The following is a 20,054-nucleotide window of genomic DNA, read 5'->3' as shown; positions in this document are numbered from 1 at the left end:
CGGTGGATGTGCTGATCGCTAGGGTAATAATGCATGTGTATCAAATCATGAAGCAGTCGCCTCAAAGGTCGCGGCACACGGCCGGTCCCTCGGGCCCGCCGGTCCGCTAAGGGGAGGACCCCATGGCCATCGACTTCACCCTCGCCCCCGAGCACGAGGAGATCCGCCGCCGCGTGCGGGCCTTCGTCCAGGAGACCGTCGTCCCCGCCGTCAGCGGCTTCGACGACGAGGACAAGGTGACCTCGCGCGACGAGTACATCCGCGTCATCTTCGGGTTGCGTGAGAAGGCGCGGGCCGAAGGACTGTGGCTGCCGCACATGCCGAAAGAGTGGGGCGGCATGGGCCTCGGCCATGTCGAGCTGGCCATGGTGCAGTCCGAGGCGGCCAAGACCCGGCTCGGCCCCTGGGTCCTCAACTGCTCGGCGCCCGACGAGGGCAACATGCACACGCTGCTGCACTGGGGGACCGACGAGCAGAAGGAGAAATACCTCAAACCACTGCTCAAGGGCCACAAGATGTCGTGCTTCGCGATGACCGAGCCGGAGGTGGCCGGTTCCGATCCCACGCTCATCCGTACCCACGCCGTCCAGGACGGCGAGGAGTGGGTCATCAACGGCCACAAGTGGTTCATCTCCAACGCCCGGCGTTCGAGCTTCGCCATCCTCATCGCCAAGACCGAGCTCGACGTGCCCGAGGGCTCGCGCGGCGGCAACACGGCCTTCCTCGTCGACCTCCCGCAGGAGGGATGGAACGACGTCCGCGAGGTCGAGACGATGCACGGCTCCACCGGCCACAGCGAGATCGTCATCACCGACCTGCGGGTGCACGACGGCCAGATCCTCGGCGGGCGCGGCAACGGCCACCGGCTCGGCCAGTACCGCCTGGGCCCGGCGCGGCTGGCGCACTGCATGCGCTGGATCTCCCAGGCGGAGACGGCGCTCGACATGATGGTCGACCGCGCGCTCAACCGCTACAGCCACGGATCGCTGCTCGCCGAGAAACAGGGCATCCAGTGGCTGATCGCCGACTCGGCCATGGAGCTGTACCAGTGCAAGCTGATGGTCCTGCACGCCGCCTCGAAGATCGACAGGGGTGAGGACTTCCGTACCGAGGTCTCGATGGCGAAGCACTTCGTGGCCAACAGCCTCAACCGGATCGTCGACCGGGCGATCCAGGTGCACGGCGCGCTCGGCTACTCGACCGACACCCCGCTGGCCAAGATGCTCCAGCACGCCCGCTGGGCCCGCTTCGCGGACGGGGCCGACGAGATCCACCAGATGCGCATCGCCGAGCGTACGATCGCGGCGTACCGGAGCACGGGCTCGACCAACGCCGCCACCGGAGGGCTGCCACTGTGAGTACGGGGAAGACGGGCGGGTTCACCGGAGAGAGCGGCGGCGGCGGGCTGCTCAGTGGCCTGGGGATCCAGGGGAGCCCAGAAGAGGTGGCCGGGACGTTCAACACGGTCCGCGGTGACGAACTGGAGGGCAGGGTCGCCCTCGTCACCGGCGGCGGCAACGGCATCGGCGCGGCGGTGGCCCGGCGGCTGGCCGGGGGCGGGGCCCACCTCGTCCTCGCCGACATCGACGACGTCGCGGGCGGGAAGCTCGCGGACGAGCTGGGCGCGACGTACGTCCACTGCGACGTGTCGCGGCTGGAGGACAACGAGGCGGCGGTGGCGACCGCGGTCGAGCGGTACGGCAGGCTCGACCTCGCCTTCCTCAACGCGGGCATCGCCTCGGGCTGCGGCCTGGGTGAGGACTTCGACGTCCGGCGCTACCGTCTCGCGATGGGCGTCAACCTCGACGGCGTCGTCTTCGGGGTGCACGCCGCGATCCCGGCTCTGCGGGCGGCGGGCGGTGGCACGATCGTGGCGACCGCGAGCATGGCGGGCATCGTCGGCATCCCGTCCGACCCCGTCTACGCCGCCAACAAGCACGCCGTCGTCGGTCTCGTCCGCTCGCTCGGCGAGGACCTCCGGCCGCACGGCATCAAGGTGCAGGCGCTCTGCCCGTCGTTCGCCGACACCGCGATCCTCGGCGAGGGCAGGGCGGTGCTGGAGCGGCTCGGCTTCCCGATCCTCGATGTCTCGTCCGTCGTCGACACCTTTGTCCGGCTGCTCGACAGTGACGGCACCGGCGAGTGCTGGTTCGTCATCCCGGGCCGCGAGAGCCAGCCCTTCATCTTCCGCCGCGTCCCGGGCCCGCGAGCCTGAGGCGGTTCCGCCCGGGGCGACGGGTTCGCCGTGCGTGCCTCCTTCCCGATCCTTTCCGAAGAAGTGCCGAACCGGGGCTGAACGACGACTATATGAAAAATATGCGGCCCACCCATAGTCTTCAATCTGTCGGTCGGCAACGGGGCGAACAATTCGGCCCGGTCTGCCCGTCGCACCGAAAACTCGCGGAGAGGGCTTCTGCTTTCCTCGCCGTGCCGAACAGCGTTTCCGTCGACGCGGCGAACGGATCGAAAGGGTTTTGGATGAGAAACAGAATTCGTTTCGCGAGCCTGCTCGCCGGTACGGTGATGCCTGTTACGCGAGGAAAAGCGCGAATTCCGGTGCGGCAGGCTCGGGGGCGTCGCCGAACACCGAGCGCCGAAACGGCACCGGGAGCATCGTGAACGGCACGGCCGTTTCCTGAGACTTCGGGACCGGGGCGAAGGCGACGGCCATGTCCGGCGACACGCCTTCGACCAGTGGTGAACGGGTGTGAACGCTCGGGGGGAACGTGGAGTTGGAAGCTCGGTCTCCGGATCGCGGGAAACGACGGGGGCGGCGGTCGAGACGGCCGGACCCGGACTCGGGTGCGGTGGAGGCGTTCGCCAACCGGCTCTGGCAGCTGAGGCGGAAGGCGGGCGACCCGTCGTACGCCGAGATGGCCACCCGGCTCGGCGCGGCGGCCTCGAAGTCGTCACTGGCCAGTGCCGTCCAGGGACGGAGTCTGCCGAGCTGGGAAACGACCTGGGAGTTCGTACGGGTCCTCGCGGTCGACCGGCTGGGGTGTGACCCCGAGGAGACCGAACGCGAGTGGCGGGAGCTCTGGGAGCGCGCGAAGGCCGCCGATTCCCTTGACGGCACGGGGGCCGTCAAGGGAACGGCTCGCGAGGTGGTGATCGTCGAAGCGGACGACATGCCCGCGGGCGCGCTGTCGGACACCTCGGTGAAAGTGGTGATAGTCCCGGTGCGTTCACCGGGGCCCGCACCGCGTAAGCACGTTCTCGTCAACATCGTCTCGGCCGCGGCCGTCACGGCCGGCCTGATATTCCTGTTCGCCGACAACATCAGGAAAAAGCTGTTCCCCGGCCGCGCCGGTGGTACGAAAAATCGCCGACGGCTCTGATATCGGCCGTCCGCGCGGCGGAAACGCGTGACAGGGCGGAAGCCGGTCGACCCGCGGGGAAGGGCAACCGCTCCCGGGTGTCCCGGCCGGATCCGTCTTGACCTGCGGATTCATTTGTCCAAAAGTCCAGACGACGACCTTGGACAAAGATTCCTTGCCCGGCCGACGAGCCGGGTGCCAGCATGGCGAACATCCCGGAATCCACATGACCGGGATATCTCGGGACGCGACACGAAGTTTTTCCGGATCGTGAAGCGTCATAATCAACCTACATTTCCTCGGGGGAATACAAGATGAACAAGGTAATTCGTTCGCTGACCGTTACCGCGGGTGCCGTCGCCGCGCTGATGTCCTTCAGCGCCGGGGCCCACGCCTCGGCGGGCGCATCCGCGCTCATGGCCGCGAAGGTGAGCTGCAACGCCCCCGGAACCGGCAACACCACCGTCTGGGGCAACTGCAAGAACACCGGCACCACGGCCGGTAAGGCGACCCTGGTGTACTGGTGCGTCAACGCCATCGGCGGCGGCTCGAAGCAGTACAGCACCTCGAAGAGCGTCCCGGCCGGCAAGACGGTCAAGTTCGTGGGCGAGTGCACCTTCGAGGCCCGCAACCCCTACTTCAAGATCGGCTGACCCCACCCGATCCCGCGGGACGCGCCCCTCACGGTGACGCCCCGCCACACTGATCAACGAACCCGGGAGCGCCACATGGTGGCGCTCCCGGTGTGTTGAATGCGGGCTGCACGAACGAGCGAGAAATGAGACCGGGCCTCGGTGGTGCCACCGTGTTGTGATCCCTCGAAACCGGAGCCGGGTACGTGGCCTACTGGTCTTCGTGGGGGCTCTACGAGGTGTGACGTGCGATGGGGTATCCGACCTCGAAGTGGGACGCGTCCCGCCGGGTGGCGTTGACCTCGACGACCTGGCCCGCCGCGACGCCCGCCGTGGCTGTGGTGGTGCGGGTCACGCACAGCACCGGCACGCCAGGCGCCAGGCGCAGGAGGCTGGTCTCCTCAGGGGTGGCCGCCCGGCTGGAGATCGCGCCCGACCATTCCAGGAGTCCCCATCCGAGGTCGTTCTCCATGCGGTCGTAGATGCCGCCGGGCCCGGTGTCGGCCTCGGCGAGGACCGTACCGGCGGCGAGGTCGGCGGGCAGGTACGAGGTGGCGAGCTGGATCACGCGCCCGGTGGCGGGGTCGCCCATGACGCGGTCGCGGATCACGACCGTCGCGGCCGGTGCCAGGCCGAGCAGCGGGGCGACGTCCGGCGGGCAAGGGCCTTCGGTGACGGTCGGTGGTCGCACGGCGCGTAGGTTTTGAACGGCGGCGCTGAAGTAGTAGCCGAGGTCGTCGCGGTGGACGTTCGTGTCGAGGGTGATGCGCTGGCGGGCGGGGTGGGGGCGGACCAGCGTGCCATGGCCCTGGGTTTGGACGACCAGCCCCTCGGTTTCGAGGTGGGCGAGCGCTTTGTGGATCGTGGCCTTGGATGTTTGGTAGGTCTGGGCGAGATCGACTTCTCGCGGCATGAGGGTCCCGGCCGGATATCGGCCGGTGTTGATGTCTGCCCGAATCCGGTCAGTGACCTGTGTCCATAACGCCATACTCCAAATGATAGGTGACCACCTATTGACTGTGAGGATGCGGTAACTCACAGTCAAGGCATCCAGATAGGTGCTCACCTATCCAACGAACAAAGGACCCCGGATGACCGTCATCATCGACCGTCCCGCCGTCACCCCCCGCTCCCTCATCACCCCCGCCCTGTTCAGCAGGCTCACCGCGCGAATCGCCATCGACCACCCCGAGCAGGCCCACCAGGCCGACGTCATCATGGAGCAGGCACTCGCCTTCCTGGCCGCCTGCGCAGCCCGCCCGACCGCCCGGCTTGCGCCGTCCGAGATCGTCGACATCGGCTGGCACACCTTCATCCTCTACACGCGGGAGTACGCCGATTTCTGCCAGGAGACCGCAGGCCGGTTCATCCACCACAGCCCTACCGACGACAACCCGGCCGAGGGCGGCTGTACGGCGGCCGACACCGTCGCCGTCATCCGCGGGCTTGGCCTGCCGGTTGTCGCCGACCTGTGGGGGCACGCCGCTGACTGCGAGGGCAGTGGCACCGGCAAGTGCAGCCAGTGCCATCAGGGCTGCACCAACAGTCCGACGAAATAACCACCCAGCCGGTAGGGGCGGCGTAGCGTGCGAAGCATGACCGGGTATCGATGGGATGACCTTCCCGCCGAGGTGCACGCAGCGATCAAAGCCGAATGTGGGCCCGTCCTGCGCGCGACCTCGCTGCCGGGCGGTCTCACCGCCGGTGCCGCCGTACGTCTGGACACCGCAGCTGGGAGGGTGTTCGTCAAAGCCCTGCCCGAAGGGTCACCGTCTGTGCCGCTCTACCAGCGTGAGCGTCTCGTCGGCGCTGTCCTGCCCGAAGATGTGCCCGCTCCGCGCATGCTGTGGAGTGGGCACACAGCAGGATGGATCGTTCTCCTGGTCGAGCACGTCGACACAGCGCGCGAGGTGGGGCTCGGGCCGGGCTCGCCCAACCTCGACGGTGTGCTCGACCTGGTGAGGGTGCTCGGCGAGGTCCTCACCCCGAACCCGTGCGAGGGTCTGCCGCCCGTTACCGAGAACGTCCGGTTCCTGACCCGCCGCGCTGACGCGCTACTCGCCGCCCTACCTTCCGACCTGCTGGCGGCGGACGCCTACCTTCACGCCCGTACCCTCCTCGATCTGGACGCGCTCGTCGGGTCCACGCTGCTGCACGCCGACCTCCACGAGGGCAACCTGCTCACTTCCCCGGGCGGGGTACGGGTTATCGACTGGGGGCTCGCCTGCCAAGGTGCCGCGTGGGTGGAAGTCGTCTTGTTCGTGCCGAGGCTGATCCTGGCCGGTCATACACCCGAGGAGGCCGAGCGGCTGGCCGAGCAGGTGCCCGCGTGGAAGGGTGCCCCAGCCGAGGCGGTCACCGGTCTTGCCGCGGTGTGGTCGCTGTTTCGCGAGTTCGTCGCCCGCAACGGCCCTGCCGGTATCCGGGTGTCGCGTGCGCAGGCTGCGGCGGCTGGCCGGGCGTGGGTGGAGTACCGAACCGGCTGACCTGACCCCGCGTGAATCTCGCAAGGCGGGTGAGCGTCATGGGTGGCGCGTGGCCGACTGTTATGGCCCGGAGAAACGTCAGGCCCCCAGCAGGGACGATGAGGACATCGATCCCGCAATCGACATCTCCTGACCCGACATGTTGAACTCCTCGTTCCGGCCGGGACTCCGAACAGACCGGCCAGGCACTCGTCGGCTTGGAGCATCCGATAAGCCTTGTCGAGTCGATACTGCGACCAGGTGACCCCGGCCGCCACGGCGGTGCCCTCGTCAGGGATGGTGAGGGCACCGCTCCCGCCGGGACCGGTTCTTCAGTGAACACAGCCGAGATCGGTTCTTCGGTGAACACCGTCGGGACCAGTCCTCCGGTGAACACAGTCGGAATTAGTCCTCTGGTGAACACCGCTGGGACCGGTCCTTTGGTGAGTACGGATGAGTGGAACAGGGCGTCAGGAAGGCAGGTCGAGTTTGGTGGCGAGTGCTTCCAGGAGTTCGACCTGGTCGTCCGGGGCGACGGGTTTGAGGTTGAGGGTGAGGTGCATCTCGTCGGCACCGGCCTTCGTGGCGCGGTCGAGGTCGTTCAGCACGGCGTCCGTGAACGTGGCGGGCGTGATCGGGGTGCCGGGGTAGGCCTGGATCGTGTTCACCACGACCGTGCCGGTGCCGCCCGCGTCCCGGTACCACCGGATCCTGGTCAGGGTCTCGTCCCAGTCCAGGGCCACGGTGATGAAGCCGTCCCCGATACGCGCGGCCCGTTTGATGGTGTGCCGGGTCAGCGCGCCGACGAACAGCGGGATGGTCTCCCCGAACGGCTTCGGCCCGACCATGGACGCCGGGATGTGGTAGAACCGGCCGCGATGCTCGACGGGGTCGGGGCCCCAGCAGGCCCGCATCGCGGCCACGTGCTCGGCGAACCCGGCACCCCTGCGGGAGGCGGGCACTCCCGCCGCGACGAACTCCTCGGGGATGTAGTACGGCGGTTCCATCGTGCCGCCGCCCTGGCCGATCCCGGCGTCGAGGCGGCCACGGGAGAGCCGGTCGAGCGTGGCCAGCCTGCGGGCGAGGACGATGGGCGGCTGGAAGATCGAGTTCACGATCCCGGTGCTCACCCGGATCCGCTCCGTGTGGGCGGCGGCCCAGGTCAGCATCTCCAGCGAATCCCAGACATGGGACTCGGGCAGTCCGGCGTCGTTGGTCCAGTCCGGCGCGACGGGCATGAGCAGCCGTTCGCTCACGGACACGGCGTGGAAGCCGAGCCGCTCGGTCGCCCGCGCCACGGTGACGACGGCGTCGGGACCGGCGTACGGCCCGAAGTGCGGCAGGCTCACGCCGATGCGTGGAAGGTTCATCCTCGTTCTCCGATGGTCGTTGGGGTGCGCCCTTCGATGAGTGGTCGGAGCGATCGTGAGAATCTTGCCGATCTTTCCGTGGGGGAGATGCCGAGGTCACGCTTTCCGTGGGTGGGATGGCCGAGATCGCGCTTTTCGTGGGTGGGAGGCCGAGATTACGGTGCGGCCTGCCTCGTACGTCACCGTGGTTTTCCACGGGCGCGAAGTTGACCGAACCGGGGGGCGATATTTAGCAAGGCATAGGCCGTTGGCGGCAATTGGTGGGCATTGACCTGACGTCGGGGGAAAAGTCCTGTTTGTGCTGAGCGGGCTCTTCCCGTCAGGACCGGCGACCCGCCGCGAGCGCGTGAACGAGCGGGCGGGCCGCGACGCGAGGCCATCGAGAGAGCGGGGAGAGCGACATGTCCCATCACCTTGACTCACCGGGTGCCCGGCAGGACGTCCGCCTGGACATCACCGACCTGTACGTCTTCCGGGGCGAGACGGGCACCGTGTTCGTGATGGACGTCTGCCCCTCCGCGGCCGGAGAGAGTGCTCCCAAGGGCTTCCACCCCGAGGCGCGGTACGAGTTCAAGATCGACGGAGACGGCGACCACGTCGAGGACCTCACCTACCGCCTCACCTTCGGCGAACGCGACGCGGCGGGGAACCAGGACCTGGAGCTGCGCCGCCTCGCCGGTGCGGAGGCGCGCGACGTCGACGCGTCCGGCACCGTGGTCGCGCGGGGGACCACCGGGCGGCGGATCGACGCCGACGGCGGCCTGCGGCTGTGGGTCGGCGAGACGAGCGATCCCTTCTGGATCGAGCCCGACGTCCTCGCCGCGATCGGGAGGGCCTTCGCGGACGGCACCAGGGCCGACCTGTCCGCGTGGGACCCGGCGGGCGCGAAGAACCTGTTCGCCGAGAACAGGGTGTACGCCGTCGTGCTGGAAGTCCCCGACGGCGAGCTGCTTCCCGCCGTGGGCGACGACCGGCGCGTCAACGTGTGGGCCCTCACCACCCTGGCCACCGACGACGGCGGGTGGCGTGCCGTCAACCGCTTCGGTCATCCCATGGTCCACCCGCTCTTCACCCAGCACGACGGGGACCTCGGTGACCAGCTCAACCTTCCCCGGCCCGCCGACGACCCCCGGCACTTCGACAAGATCGTCGCCGACATGGTCGCCGGGGTCGTCGGCGCCTACGGCACCGCCGAGGACCCGCACGCGTACGGCAGGCTGGTCGCGGAAAGGCTCTTCCCCAACGTGCTGCCGTACATCGTCGGCACCTCGGCGGTCTACGGCTTCGCCGGGTGGAACGGTCGCTCGCTCACCGACAACGCGCCGGACGTGATGTTCTCCTTCGCGACCAACACCGCGTTCACGATCGGCCTGACCGCTGACTCCGTCGCCGCGAGGCCGACCCGGACCTTCCCCTACGTCCCGTCGGCCGCCTGACCGCGTAGCCGGAACCTCGGGCGAGGCGTTCACGGTCAACGCGACCACGGCTCTCCGCGAAGAAAGCGCAGTTCCGATGGCGTCGGCTGCGCCGATGTGAGCCGTCGTGGGCCAATCGCGCTCGGATCGCACGCCCGGCCGGTATCCGTGACCGGACACCGGCCGGGTGTGTGAAATCTCGGGCTGTGCTTTCCGGCGGTTCAGCAGACTCGCGTAGGCGACAGTTCGATGCTTTCTATTATGGGATATGACGGGACGAAGGTATGGGTCGTGTCATTGCAGAAGGGGCGCTTGACTCCACCCATGGTGTAGTAGCCGGACCAGCTACCCGTGTCGAATCTGCGCACGGTCTTATTGATGAAATAGTAACCTGTGCATATGTAGTTTTGGTTCGCGCCGTTGCCGTATTGCATGAAGAGGCCTACGCTGGGCGGCTGGCAACTGCTGGATGCCGATGAGCTGGGGACCGCGACGAAGAGCGACGCCGATAGCGTGGCCAATGCGACGCCGGCCCTGACCGGAAAAGAAATTCGCGGCTTCACGTTCTACCCTCACCTTCAATGGGCTTCACTGCCAAACTCGATTGAAGCCCATGATGAGGCGAATTTATTGCTCGTGAGTGCCCGCTCCTTGCCGGTGCGTGCCAACTCGCGGCCTCCTAGGTCGGGGAACCGTCCGGATCGCTCACCGAGATGGTGCCCGAGGGGCACAGCTGCTGGGCCCGGCGGGCGGCGGCGTGCAGTTCGGGCGGGGGCGTCTCGTCGAGGAGCACGACGGTGCCCTCCTCCTCGCTCTGGTCGAAGACCTCGGGCGCGGTGAGCACGCACATGCCCGCTCCGATGCACCGCGACACGTCCGTGGTGACTTTCATGGTTCCTCCTACCATCTGACCGGCAGCTCCCGTACACCGTAGATGGACATCGTGTCCCGCATGGGGACCTCCTCCGCCGATACGGCGAGACGCAGGCCGGGGAAGCGGTCGAACAGCATCGGGAACGCGGTGCGCATCTCCACCCGGGCGAGCTGCTGGCCGAGGCACTGGTGCAGCCCGTGCCCGAACGCCAGGTGGCCGGTCGCGGGGTCGGTGATGTCCAGGCGGTCGGGGTCGGAGAAGCGCGCGGGGTCGCGGTTGGCGGCCGGTATCGAGAGGGTCACCGGGTCTCCGGCCCTGATGAGCTGCCCGTCCACCTCGACGTCCTCCAGGGCCGCGCGGAGCGGGCCGACGTGGATGATCCCGAGGTAGCGCAGCAGTTCCTCGACCGTGTTGTCGATCAGCGAGGGGTCGGCGCGCAGCGCGGCGAGCTGGTCGGGGTGCTGGAGCAGGGCGAACGTGCCGAGGCCGAGCATGTTCGCCGTCGTCTCGTGCCCGGCGGCGAGCAGCAGGAACCCGATGTTGCTCAGCTCCTCGTCGGTCAGGTCGTCGCTCGTGATCAGCCCGCTGAGCAGGTCGTCGGCCGGGTCGGCCCGCTTGGCCGTGATGAGCCTGGCGAAGAACGCCCTGAAGCTGACCATCGTCGCGCGGATGTCCTCGATGGGGGACTCCAGGTTCAGCAGCACCGCGGTGGACCGCTGGAACTCCTCGCGGTCGGTGTACGGGACGCCGAGCAGCTCGCAGATCACCAGCGAGGGGATGGGCAGCGCGAACTCCCGCACCAGGTCCTGGGGAGGCCCGGCCTTCTCCATCGCGGCGAGCCGCTCCTCGACGATCTCCTGGATCCTGGGCTCCAGCTGCTTCATCCGCCGTACCGTGAACTGCGCGATGAGCGGCTTCCGGTAGCGGGTGTGGTCGGGCGGGTCCATCCGGATGAACAGGCCAGGGTCGGCCGGGGTACGCATCTCCTGCATCAGCGCGAAGGGCACCGGGACGTTCAGCAGCTCGCGCCGGGAGCTGAACCGGGGGTCGGCCAGGATCGACCGTACGGCGGAGTAGCCGGTCACCAGCCAGCCCATCGTGCCGTCCGGGTAGACCATCGGGGTGATGGGCCGCTCCTCGCGCAGCGAGGCCAGGCGCTCGGGCGGGTCGAAGGGGGTGGGGTGCCCGAAGGGGAAGGTGATCGCTTCCGGGTGTGACTGTGTCATCTCACGCTCCTCTGCGGCGACGCGTCTCGTCCCCTTCAGAAAACTACATCAAATGCAAAATTACAATACGTGCAAAGTATGGTTCGATGCATTAGGCTGCCCGCATGAGTGAGGTCCTGGGACTGCGTGAACGCAAGAAACTGCGCACCCGGCACGCGCTCATCGCCGCCGCGATGGAGCTCTTCATGGAGAAGGGCTACGAGCAGACCACCGTCTCGGAGATCGCCACGGCCGCCGACGTCTCGACGCGCACCTTCTTCAGCTACTTCGCGAGCAAGGAGGACGTGATCTTCCACAACTCGCGCGACGGCGTCGAGCGTGTGCTGCGGGTGATCGCGGAGCCCCGCCCGGGAGACCGGGCGATCGACCTCCTGACCCGCGCCGTCGCCTCCGGCCTCTCCACGCTCGCCCTCGACGAGCAGCTCCAGAGCGAGATAGGCCCGGCCAACTACCTCGTCATGACCGTCCCCTCGCTGCGGGCGCGCGGCCTGCTGCTCCTCTTCGAGAGCCAGCGCGAGCTCGCCGAGGCCCTGCACCGGGCCTGCCCGGACGAGCTGAGCCTCGCCGAGGCGGCGGCGACCGTCGGCGCGGTGGTCGGCGGGGCCAAGCTCGCGGCCTTCGTCAGCATGAGCGACGGCGCCTCACCGCAGGAGATGATGGCGGCCGGTCGCCAGGCCATCGAGTTCACCCTGTCGGCCCTCCGCGCCGCCGCCCCGCCCTCCCCCTGAGCTGGCTGAACTCCCTGAGTCGGCTGGAACGCGCTCAGGGAGTTCACCCTGTCGGCCCTCCGTGCCGCCCTCCTCCTGAGTCGGCTGGAACCCGCTCAGGGCGGGTTACGTCGACAGCACGGCGGTCTGGTCGCGTTCGGGGGCGCCGATCTGCTCGAAGAGCGCGTGGGCCTGTCGCCAGCGGACCCCGGCCAGCTGGGCTCTTCCCTGACGCCGGTGGGCGTGGCCGCTGATGAGCAGGGTGCGGGCCTGCGCCAGCCGCTGGCCGGCGCGTCGCTGTGCGCCCAGCGCGCGGTGGCAGTGCTCCAGGCATCCGGACATGTCCCCGAGGCCGAGGAGGCCGGTGGCGAGACTGCTGTGGGCCTGCGCGGCCAGGAGCGCGTAGCCGGACGCGCGGGCGAGCTCCAACGCCTGGGTGGCGTGCTTGTTGGCGCCCTCGTAGTCGTGCCGGGAGGCGTCGAGGCGGGAGAGCGTGAGCAGCGTCTCGACCTCGCCGCGCCGGTGTCCGGTACGGCGGATGATGTCCAGCGCGAGATCGAGCTGTTCGGCGGCGTCGGCCAGGAGAGCCTGCCTTATCCGGACGTCGGCGAGCCCCGCGTGGGCGAAGATCTCGTGGCGGCCGTCGGACAGCCGCTGGACTATGTCGAGGCTGGTGGTGAAGGCCTCGGCGGCGTCCTGGTATCGACCGGCGTCGCGGTGCACCAGGCCGAGGCCGTTCAGGGCGGCCGCCTCCTCGCGCTGGGCACCGATGGTCCTGCAGATGGCCAGAGACCGGTCGAGCGCGTGGAGCGCGTCACCGAGGCGGCCCTGTTCCCGGTGGAGCGCGGCCATGTTGATCATGGCGATGGCCTCGCACTGACGCTGGCCGGACTGGCGCAGCAGCGGCAGCGCGAGTTCGCCGACCTCGGCCGCCCGGCCCAGGTCGCCGATCAGCAGGTACGCGGACAGCAGGTTGGCGAGCATGTCGGCCTCGCCGCCTTCGTCACCGATCTCCCGTTCGATGGCCAGCGCCTGCGCGTAAAGGCGGATCGCGGGCTGGGTCTGGCCCAGTTGGTCGAGCGCGATGGCGGTGTTGCTCCGGGCCACCGACTCTCCCCGCCGCCACCCCGCGCGCCGGGCGAGGACCGCCGCCGCCTCGCATTCGTCGATCGCCGTCTGAAACTCGGCGTTGCGCCAGTGCAGGAACCCCAGGTTGTGCCGCATCGCCGCCTCGCCGAGCACGTCGCCAGCCTGTCGCGCGGAGCTGAGCCCGGTCCGCGCGATGGACAGCCACTGGGCCAGCGAGGCGTGCACCTGCAGGAAGTCGCGAAGCGTGTGGACCAGTTGCCACACCGTCCGATGCCTGCCGGACGCGGCGGCGTGGTCGAGCGCCGCGATCAGGTTCGCCCACTCGACGGTGATCCACTGCCGAGCGTGGATCACTTCGGGGAACCGCAGGGGTGACACGCCCGCCGGAAGAGGGTCGGGAGGCAGCCTCAGGCGGAACTGCCCGTTGAGGGCGGTGGCCCGGTGGGCGGTGTGCAGGTAGAAGTGGAGCAGGTGGTCGACCGCGCGTTCGCGCTCCTCGGGCGGGTCGTGTTCGGCGGCCAGTTGCCTGGCGTACTCCAGCAGCAGGTCGTGGCAGACCAGCCGTCCGTCGGCGGCGACCTCGGCCAGGTGAAACCGGGTCAGCACGTCGATCAGCGGTGTCACGTCCTCCACGGGCAGACCGGTGAGCGCCGCCACGGCGGCGGTGGCCAGCCCGGCGGGGGCCGACACCAGCCCCAGCAGCCGGAACACCCGCCTGGCCTCGGCCGGAAGGGCCCGGTACGACAGGTCGAACGCGCCGCGAACCGTCGCGGTGCCGTCGCCGTCGACCCGCAGCTGGCTCATCGGGCCGTACGCGGCCAGCTCCTCGACCTGCTGCCGTACGCCCAGGTGGGGGCGGTCCGCCAGGCGCGCCCCGGCGATGCGGAGAGCCAGCGGCAGGTGACCGCAGAGGCTCGCCAGCTCGGCCGCGGCGCCCCGGTCGGCGCCGATCCGGTCCGCTCCGGCCACGTGGGCCAGCACGTCGACGGCGTCCTCGGCGGGCAGGACGTCGAGTTTGAGCCGATGGGCGCCGTCCAGCGCCACCAGGCCGCTCAGCCGGTCCCGGCTGGTCACCAGCAGCAGGCATCCGGGGTCACCCGGCAGCAGCGGACGCATCTGATCCGCGTCGGCGACGTTGTCCAGGACGACCAGCATCCGGCGGCCCGCCAGCATCGACCGGTACAGGGCGGTCTGCGCGTCCACGCTGATCGGGATGCGCTCGGCGGTCACCCCCAGGGCGCCCAGCAACAGGGTCAGCGCCCCGACGGGCGACATCCGAGGCCCGGTGTGGAAGCCGCGCATGTTCACGAAGAGCTGCCCGTCAGGGAACCGCCCGCTGACCCGGTGAGCCCAGTGCACCGCGAGGCTCGTCTTCCCCACCCCGGCGGTCCCGGTGATCACGGCGAGCACCGTGGCGGTGGCGGGCACCTCCGGGTGCAACAGCGCGTCGAGCTCACGCAGGTACGCGGTACGGCCGACGAAATCGGCGGAGTCCGGTGGGAGCTGCGCGGGCACCACGGGCTCCGTCGTACCTGCTGTACGCGCTGCCCGCCGGTCGATGTCCGTGCCGGTCCGCGTGGTGCCGGTCCCCGCGGTGTCGGCGATGATCGACGCTTCCAGGTCGCGCAGGTGCGGGCCAGGCTCCAGGCCGAGTTCGGCGACGAGCAGGCGGCGGGCGCGGCGATAGGTTTCGAGGGCTTCGGCACGGCGGCCACACCGGTACAGGGCGATCATCAACTGGCCGTGCAGCCGCTCCCGCAGCGGGTGTTCGTCGATCAGCCCGGACAGCTCGCCGAGGAGCTCCCCGTGCCGTCCGGCGGCGAGTTCGGCGTCGATCCGGTCCGAGATCGCCGCGAACCGTGCCTCCTCCAGGCCGCCGCACAGTCGTTCCCGCATGGCGTCGGTCGCGGCGTCGGCGAGCGCGGGCCCGCGCCACAGCGCCAGCGCCTCCGCCAGCCGGGCCGAGCGCAGGTTCGGCTCCTCGATGCCCCGCGCCTCCTCGGCCAGCATGCCGAACCGGTGCAGGTCCACCGAATCCGGCCGGACCTGCAGGCGGTAACCCCCGCCGGAGGCCAGCAGCCGCACCGGCTCACTGTCGTCCTCACCGCTGTCGTTCTCGTCGCTGTCGCTCTCGGCCGCCGATCGCAGCGCGGTCCGGACGCGGGACATCAGGGTCTGCAGCGTCGACCTGGCCGTCGCCGGTGGAGCGTCGTCCCACAGGAGTCTGATGAGGCGCTCGGTGGTGAGCACCCGTCGCGGCTCAAGCAGCAGCATCGCCAGGGCGAGGCGTTCCTGGCGGCGTCGCAGCCGGAACACCTCGCCACGGGCGGAGTGAATCTCCACCGCTCCCAGAAGCCTGAACTCCACACCCGAGAGGCTACCGGCGCCCCGGACGGCCAGGCGATGGCAAGGAAACGTCATGCCGGGCGGGCGAGGCTACGTCGGTAAGCACCGGATATTCGGATGGGGGTGATCGGGATGCGTCGTGAGCCGAGCTGGACCTAGTCGTGTCCGTACGGGAGCGTGGTCCGGCTGTCCAGCCGGACCACATCGGGCCGTGTCGCAGTGAGGCGCAGTAGTAAAACGTCGCGGTGCGACGCCGTGGTGAGACGTCATGCTGTGACGCCGTGTTGAGACGTCGCGTGTGACGCCGTGACGAGACGTCGCGGTGAGATGTGGGGGAACGGAACGCCTGTGGACGAGCAGGAGGGCGAAGGTCCCGTGGGGAAGGTCGTCGCGGCCGACCGGCCCGCCACCTTCCGGGAGGTCTTCGCCGTCGCGGAGTACCGCTTCCTGTTCGCGGCGACGTCGCTGTCCTGGATCGGCGACTACTTCGCCAAGGTCGCGGTAGCGGTTCTGATCTTCAACGACACCGGCTCCGCGCTGCTGTCCGCCGCGGGGTTCGCCGTCGGCTATCTGCCCTGGGTGGTGGGAGGGCCTGTCCTCGCCGCCCTCGCGGAGCGGTTTCCGTACCGGCGTGTCATGATCATTTGTGATCTGGGCCGGGCGGCTCTCGTCACGCTGGTCGCTCTGCCCGGGGTGCCGTTGCCCGTCCTGCTCCTCCTGCTCATGGTCTCCTCCGTGCTCACCCCGCCGTTCGAGGCGGCTCGTTCGGCCCTGGTGGCGCAGTTGCTGACCGGGGACCGCTACGTGCTGGGTGTCTCGCTGCAGAACACGGCGGGCCAGGCCGCGCAGGTCGCGGGTTACGCGGCGGGAGGGGTGATCGCCGCTGTCGACCCGCGCGGTGCGCTTCTGGTCAACGCGGCGACCTTCGGGGTCTCGGCGCTGCTGCTGTGGCGCGGGGTGCGACCTCGTCCGGCGGCCACGACCGGGACGCGCCGTCGATCCCTGCTGCAGGAGACCGGCGACGGCCTGAGGCTCGTCTTCGGGAACCGGGTCATGCGCCCGATCGCCCTCGTGGTGTTCAGCCTGGTCGCGATCGTGATCGTCCCGGAGGGACTGGCCACCGCCTGGTCGGCCGAGCTGGGCGGGGACTCACGGACCGCGGGCCTGCTGATGGCGGCACTGCCGGTCGGTACCGTCATCGGTGCCGTCCTGATGCGGGTGACGGGACCTGAGCGACGGCTGAGACTGGTCAAACCACTCCTGCTGGCGACCCCGCTCCTTCTCGTGCCCGCTCTGCTCCGGCCGCCGTTCGTCGTGGTGTTCCTTCTGATGGTCGGTGCCGGTGTCGCCAACACGGTCATCGTGCCGCTGAACGGCCTGTTCGTCAGCGTGCTCCCCGGCGACTTCCGGGCCCGCGCTTTCGGGATCATGCAGGGGGGCATCCAGGTCACGCTCGCGACCGCCGTACTCACCGCGGGCGCGCTGGCCGAGACGCTCTCCGTACCGGTCCTGGTCGGGGGGTGGGCACTCTGCGGCCTAGTCCTGATGGGGGTCGCGGTCAGGACCTGGCCGCGCGGCGATGTCATCGCCGAGGAGATCGCACGAGTCGCGGAACTCAACCGGGAGGCCTCGGCCGCTCCGTCGCGATGACGGTGGGCGATCTGCTCGCCGTGTTCCGCGTGCGCCCGTTGCCGGGCGCGCGCGTTCGCGGTGTGGTCCTCGCGGGAGACGGGAGTACGAGCGCGCCGACCCATATCCCGGACCAGCCGGTTCTTCCGGTATGTCGCCGGTGATGCTTTCGCGTCTACGCTGACGTGACATGGCGATGTCCTCTCCCACCCGGGCCCTGCTGAGAGAGAGGCGTTTCGTCCTGCTCGGCTCGGCTCGGACGATCTCCGTGCTGGGTGACGGGTTCGCCCGGGTGGCCCTGGCGTTCGGGGTGCTCGCGATCCCCGGGAGTACGCCCGCGCAGCTCTCCCTGGTACTGGCGTGCCAGGCCGTGCCGCAGCTGCTGCTCGTCCTCGTCGGCGGCGTACTGGCCGACCGGTTCTCCCGGTCGGGACTGATGGTGGTCGCCGACGTTCTGGGCACCGCCGCGTACGGCGGGCTGGCGGTGATGCTCCTGACGGGCGACGCGCCGATCCCCGCCGTGGCGCTGCTGGCGACCCTGGCGGGGGTGGCCACCGCCCTGTTCGTACCGGCGATGACCGGGGTGGTGCCCGAGGTCGTCGCCCGGGAGCGGTTGCAGGAGGCCAACGCCCTGCTCGGGGTCGCGAGGAACGGCGCCATGGTGCTGGGGCTCGCCCTGTCCGGTGTCGTCGTCGCCCTGGTCGGCGCCGGGTGGGCCCTGGCGTTCAACGCCGTCTCGTTCCTCGTCAGCGCCGCGCTGATCCGCGCCATGCGCCTGCCCCGCCGCCTCAGGGTGTCCGTGGGATCGGGCTGGTCCGACCTGCGGCACGGCTGGCGGGAGTTCGTCTCACGGCAGTGGCTGTGGGTCGTGGTGGTGCAGTACGCCTTCGTCGTCGCCGCCGTCGGGGCCAACGTCGGCGTGCTCGGTCCCCTGATCGCGGAGCGGAACCTGGACGGGGCGAGCTCCTGGGCGCTGATCGTCGCGGCCCAGGCGCTGGGGACCGTCGCGGGCGCGGGCCTCGCCGCGCGCCTGCGGCCCCGGCGTCCCATGCTGGTCGCGGTCCTGGCCACCTTTCCCACGGCGCTGCCGATGCTGCTCCTCGGGGCCGGGGCGCCGCTGTGGACGATCGTCGCCGCGATGTTCGCCGCCGGGGTGGCCGGGGACGTGTTCGGTGTGCTGTGGACCACCACCATGCAGCGCGAGGTGCCTTCCGACGCGCTCTCCCGCGTCAGCTCCTACGACTGGTTCGGGTCCCTCGCCCTGGCACCCCTCGGCATCCTCGCCGCCGGTCCCGTCGCCGCCGCGATCGGTCCCGGCACCGCCCTGCTCGGCTGCTCCGGTCTCGTCGTGGCCGCCACGCTCGCGGCGCTGCTCTCCCCCCAGGTCCGCACCCTCCGGGCGCCGGTCATCGAAGGGGCGCCGGTCATCGAGGAGGCGTCGGTTACCGAAGAGGCACCGGGCGCCGGGGAAGGGGAAGACGTACGGCCCGCGTCTGGGGAGACCGCGGGCCGTACTCACATCCGGAAGGGCGGTTAGGGGTTGGGAACGGTGTCGACCCAGGTGGTCGAGGCGGAGCGGTAGTTGTTGACGCGGCTCAGCACGGTGGCGGGGGCCACCACCTCGTTCTTGGAGTGGTAGAACCAGTCGATCTGCTGGACGTAGTTACGCGAGGTCGAGCTGCCGACCAGGCCGCCGCTGATGAACCAGAGGTTGAAGTTCACCGACTGCACCGTCTCCGGGTAGTAGTCGCCGCCGTGCTCGGCGAAGAGGGCGCCGTCGATGTAGTACCTGATCTGGCCGCCGGAGACCTGCAGGACCAGGTCGTGCCAGCCCGCGTAGCTCTGCCTGACCTCGGTGTGCACGTTCACCGCCTGCCAGGGCTCGTTGCGGTACGTCTCCCACGACGTGGCGTACATGATGTTGGCGGGCTCGCCCCAGCCGCCGTTGGGCAGATACTCGAAGTCCTGCTCGCTGTAGTTGGGGTCCATGTCGGCGGCCAGGGGAGTGATCGTGAAGAAGGTCTGCACGATGTGGTCCCCGTCGGGGCCGCTGACCGGGGTGTCGGAGAACTTCACCCGGGCCGCGTAGGTGCCCTCAAGGAACTTGCGCTGGTGCAGCACCTCCGACTGCTGGGTGCCCGAGGCGGTGCCGTCGGTCACGGCCTTGAGCTGCAGCGCCTTGTTCGTACCAGTGACCGTGGGGAAGGTCACGTTCTGCTTGGGCCAGCTCGCGCCGGGCACGCCGGGGCCGCCGCTGTTGGTGCGCACGGTCCAGTTGTGCGCGGAGATGTTCGGGTCGTCGGCGTCGCTGTACGCGAAGTCGTCGAACACCACCCCGCTGCCCCCGGGAGGGTTCGTGATCGTCGGGGTGGGCGTCGGGGTCGGGTCACCGCCGCCGCCCGAAGGCGAGGTGCCCCAGACCAGGGCGCCGTTCTGGTAGACGGTCACCTTGGTCCAGTCGCCGTACGTCGTGCGGGCCGGGCCGAAGGAGTAGTCGTCGCTCTGGGTCAGCCGCTGCCAGTCGGCGCGGTAGAAACGCAGCTGCAGGTCACCGGTCTGCGCCCCGACCGCGAGGTTCCCCGAGGTGAAGCCCACCTCCAGGTAGCGGTCGGCGGTGGCCGTACCGGGGGAGAGCGTCCCGAAGGTCCCGGTGACCGTGGAGCAGGAGACCACCGCCCACGAGCACGCGAAACGGTACTGCGGCGATCCGGCGTCCGCCTTGAAGTAGTAGCGGATCTTCACGCCGCTCAGTGGCACGGCCGAGGTGCCGCTGTTGACCAGGTTGAACCACGGCTCGACCTGGTCGGCGGTCGCCCCGGCGGCGCTCGTCTTGTACTGGAGCCTGACGGACTGCTGGGCGCTGGCCGGGTTGGCCGCGACGCCCACCAGCGTGAGCAGCATGGCGGACACGAGCCCGCCGAGTAACAGCTTTCTGCGCACTTTCTTTCCTTTCCTGGATGCTTCCCGGGATGAACAGGGCTTGA

Annotated in this window: 17 protein-coding genes; 10 read left to right on the top strand and 7 right to left on the bottom strand. The window is 69.5% G+C overall.

Going from position 1 to position 20,054, the window contains the following annotated elements; all coding sequences use genetic code 11:
* Positions 1-122: 122 nt before the first annotated feature.
* Both ACW9TB_RS11170 and ACW9TB_RS11165 read left to right on the top strand, forming a co-directional pair.
* Positions 123-1,358, top strand: a complete 1,236-nt coding sequence (locus tag ACW9TB_RS11170; protein ID WP_472747897.1) for an acyl-CoA dehydrogenase family protein — start codon at positions 123-125, stop codon at positions 1,356-1,358.
* On the top strand, positions 1,355-2,215 hold the full coding sequence (locus tag ACW9TB_RS11165) for an SDR family oxidoreductase (RefSeq protein ID WP_472747896.1): 861 nt from the start codon (positions 1,355-1,357) through the stop codon (positions 2,213-2,215). Before ACW9TB_RS11170 ends, ACW9TB_RS11165 begins: the two co-directional genes overlap by 4 nt.
* A 315-nt stretch (positions 2,216-2,530) precedes the next feature.
* Here ACW9TB_RS11165 and ACW9TB_RS11160 read toward each other — a convergent pair whose 3' ends face one another.
* Positions 2,531-2,671 (bottom strand): hypothetical protein, encoded by a 141-nt coding sequence (locus ACW9TB_RS11160; protein ID WP_472747895.1) that lies wholly within the window; start codon positions 2,669-2,671, stop codon positions 2,531-2,533.
* Between the two features lie 136 nt (positions 2,672-2,807).
* Here ACW9TB_RS11160 and ACW9TB_RS11155 point away from each other — a divergent pair, with 136 nt between their 5' ends.
* Together ACW9TB_RS11155 and ACW9TB_RS11150 are read left to right on the top strand one after the other, a co-directional pair.
* Positions 2,808-3,338 (top strand): hypothetical protein, encoded by a 531-nt coding sequence (locus ACW9TB_RS11155; RefSeq protein WP_472747894.1) that lies wholly within the window; start codon positions 2,808-2,810, stop codon positions 3,336-3,338.
* A gap of 293 nt (positions 3,339-3,631) precedes the next feature.
* A complete protein-coding gene (locus ACW9TB_RS11150; protein ID WP_472747893.1) occupies positions 3,632-3,970 on the top strand; it encodes a hypothetical protein in 339 nt (112 codons plus the stop codon).
* 211 nt (positions 3,971-4,181) lie between these two features.
* Here the strand turns inward: ACW9TB_RS11150 and ACW9TB_RS11145 are convergent, their stop codons facing one another.
* Positions 4,182-4,937, bottom strand: coding sequence for a GntR family transcriptional regulator (locus ACW9TB_RS11145; RefSeq protein WP_472747892.1), 756 nt, complete (start codon positions 4,935-4,937; stop codon positions 4,182-4,184).
* A gap of 103 nt (positions 4,938-5,040) precedes the next feature.
* Here ACW9TB_RS11145 and ACW9TB_RS11140 point away from each other — a divergent pair, with 103 nt between their 5' ends.
* Positions 5,041-5,508, top strand: coding sequence for a glycine-rich domain-containing protein (locus tag ACW9TB_RS11140; RefSeq protein ID WP_472747891.1), 468 nt, complete (start codon positions 5,041-5,043; stop codon positions 5,506-5,508).
* A gap of 36 nt (positions 5,509-5,544) precedes the next feature.
* Entirely contained in the window at positions 5,545-6,435 is an 891-nt protein-coding gene (locus tag ACW9TB_RS11135) for a phosphotransferase family protein (protein WP_472747890.1), read from the top strand.
* 449 nt (positions 6,436-6,884) lie between these two features.
* On the opposite strand, the gene ACW9TB_RS11130 is transcribed toward ACW9TB_RS11135, so the two are convergent.
* Entirely contained in the window at positions 6,885-7,784 is a 900-nt protein-coding gene (locus ACW9TB_RS11130; protein ID WP_472747889.1) for a TIGR03619 family F420-dependent LLM class oxidoreductase, read from the bottom strand.
* Between the two features lie 401 nt (positions 7,785-8,185).
* Between ACW9TB_RS11130 and ACW9TB_RS11125 the strand changes: the two genes are divergently transcribed.
* Positions 8,186-9,220, top strand: coding sequence for a DUF4331 family protein (locus ACW9TB_RS11125; RefSeq protein WP_472747888.1), 1,035 nt, complete (start codon positions 8,186-8,188; stop codon positions 9,218-9,220).
* Positions 9,221-9,878: 658 nt separating this feature from the next.
* On the opposite strand, the gene ACW9TB_RS11120 is transcribed toward ACW9TB_RS11125, so the two are convergent.
* The gene (locus tag ACW9TB_RS11120) at positions 9,879-10,091 is read right to left on the bottom strand and encodes a ferredoxin (protein WP_472747887.1); all 213 of its coding nucleotides are present in this window, start codon (positions 10,089-10,091) and stop codon (positions 9,879-9,881) included.
* A gap of 8 nt (positions 10,092-10,099) precedes the next feature.
* On the bottom strand, positions 10,100-11,299 hold the full coding sequence (locus ACW9TB_RS11115; protein WP_472747886.1) for a cytochrome P450: 1,200 nt from the start codon (positions 11,297-11,299) through the stop codon (positions 10,100-10,102).
* A gap of 104 nt (positions 11,300-11,403) precedes the next feature.
* On the opposite strand from ACW9TB_RS11115, the gene ACW9TB_RS11110 reads away from it, so the two are divergent.
* A complete protein-coding gene (locus tag ACW9TB_RS11110) occupies positions 11,404-12,027 on the top strand; it encodes a TetR/AcrR family transcriptional regulator (protein WP_472747885.1) in 624 nt (207 codons plus the stop codon).
* A gap of 105 nt (positions 12,028-12,132) precedes the next feature.
* Here ACW9TB_RS11110 and ACW9TB_RS11105 read toward each other — a convergent pair whose 3' ends face one another.
* Positions 12,133-15,462: an AfsR/SARP family transcriptional regulator gene (locus ACW9TB_RS11105; protein WP_472747884.1), complete on the bottom strand. Its 3,330-nt coding sequence runs from the start codon at positions 15,460-15,462 to the stop codon at positions 12,133-12,135.
* A gap of 327 nt (positions 15,463-15,789) precedes the next feature.
* Here ACW9TB_RS11105 and ACW9TB_RS11100 point away from each other — a divergent pair, with 327 nt between their 5' ends.
* Both ACW9TB_RS11100 and ACW9TB_RS11095 read left to right on the top strand, forming a co-directional pair.
* Positions 15,790-17,091, top strand: coding sequence for an MFS transporter (locus ACW9TB_RS11100; RefSeq protein ID WP_472747883.1), 1,302 nt, complete (start codon positions 15,790-15,792; stop codon positions 17,089-17,091).
* Positions 17,092-17,260: 169 nt separating this feature from the next.
* On the top strand, positions 17,261-18,607 hold the full coding sequence (locus ACW9TB_RS11095) for an MFS transporter (protein ID WP_472747882.1): 1,347 nt from the start codon (positions 17,261-17,263) through the stop codon (positions 18,605-18,607).
* Here the strand turns inward: ACW9TB_RS11095 and ACW9TB_RS11090 are convergent.
* Complete coding sequence (locus ACW9TB_RS11090) at positions 18,604-20,010, bottom strand: cellulose binding domain-containing protein (protein WP_472747881.1); 1,407 nt, start codon at positions 20,008-20,010, stop codon at positions 18,604-18,606. The genes ACW9TB_RS11095 and ACW9TB_RS11090 overlap by 4 nt on opposite strands.
* Positions 20,011-20,054 lie beyond the last annotated feature (44 nt).

The organism is Streptosporangium sp. H13245, from assembly GCF_055690525.1.
The sequence above is the reverse complement of the archived record's forward strand: the minus strand, read 5'-3'. Positions and strand labels throughout refer to the sequence as shown.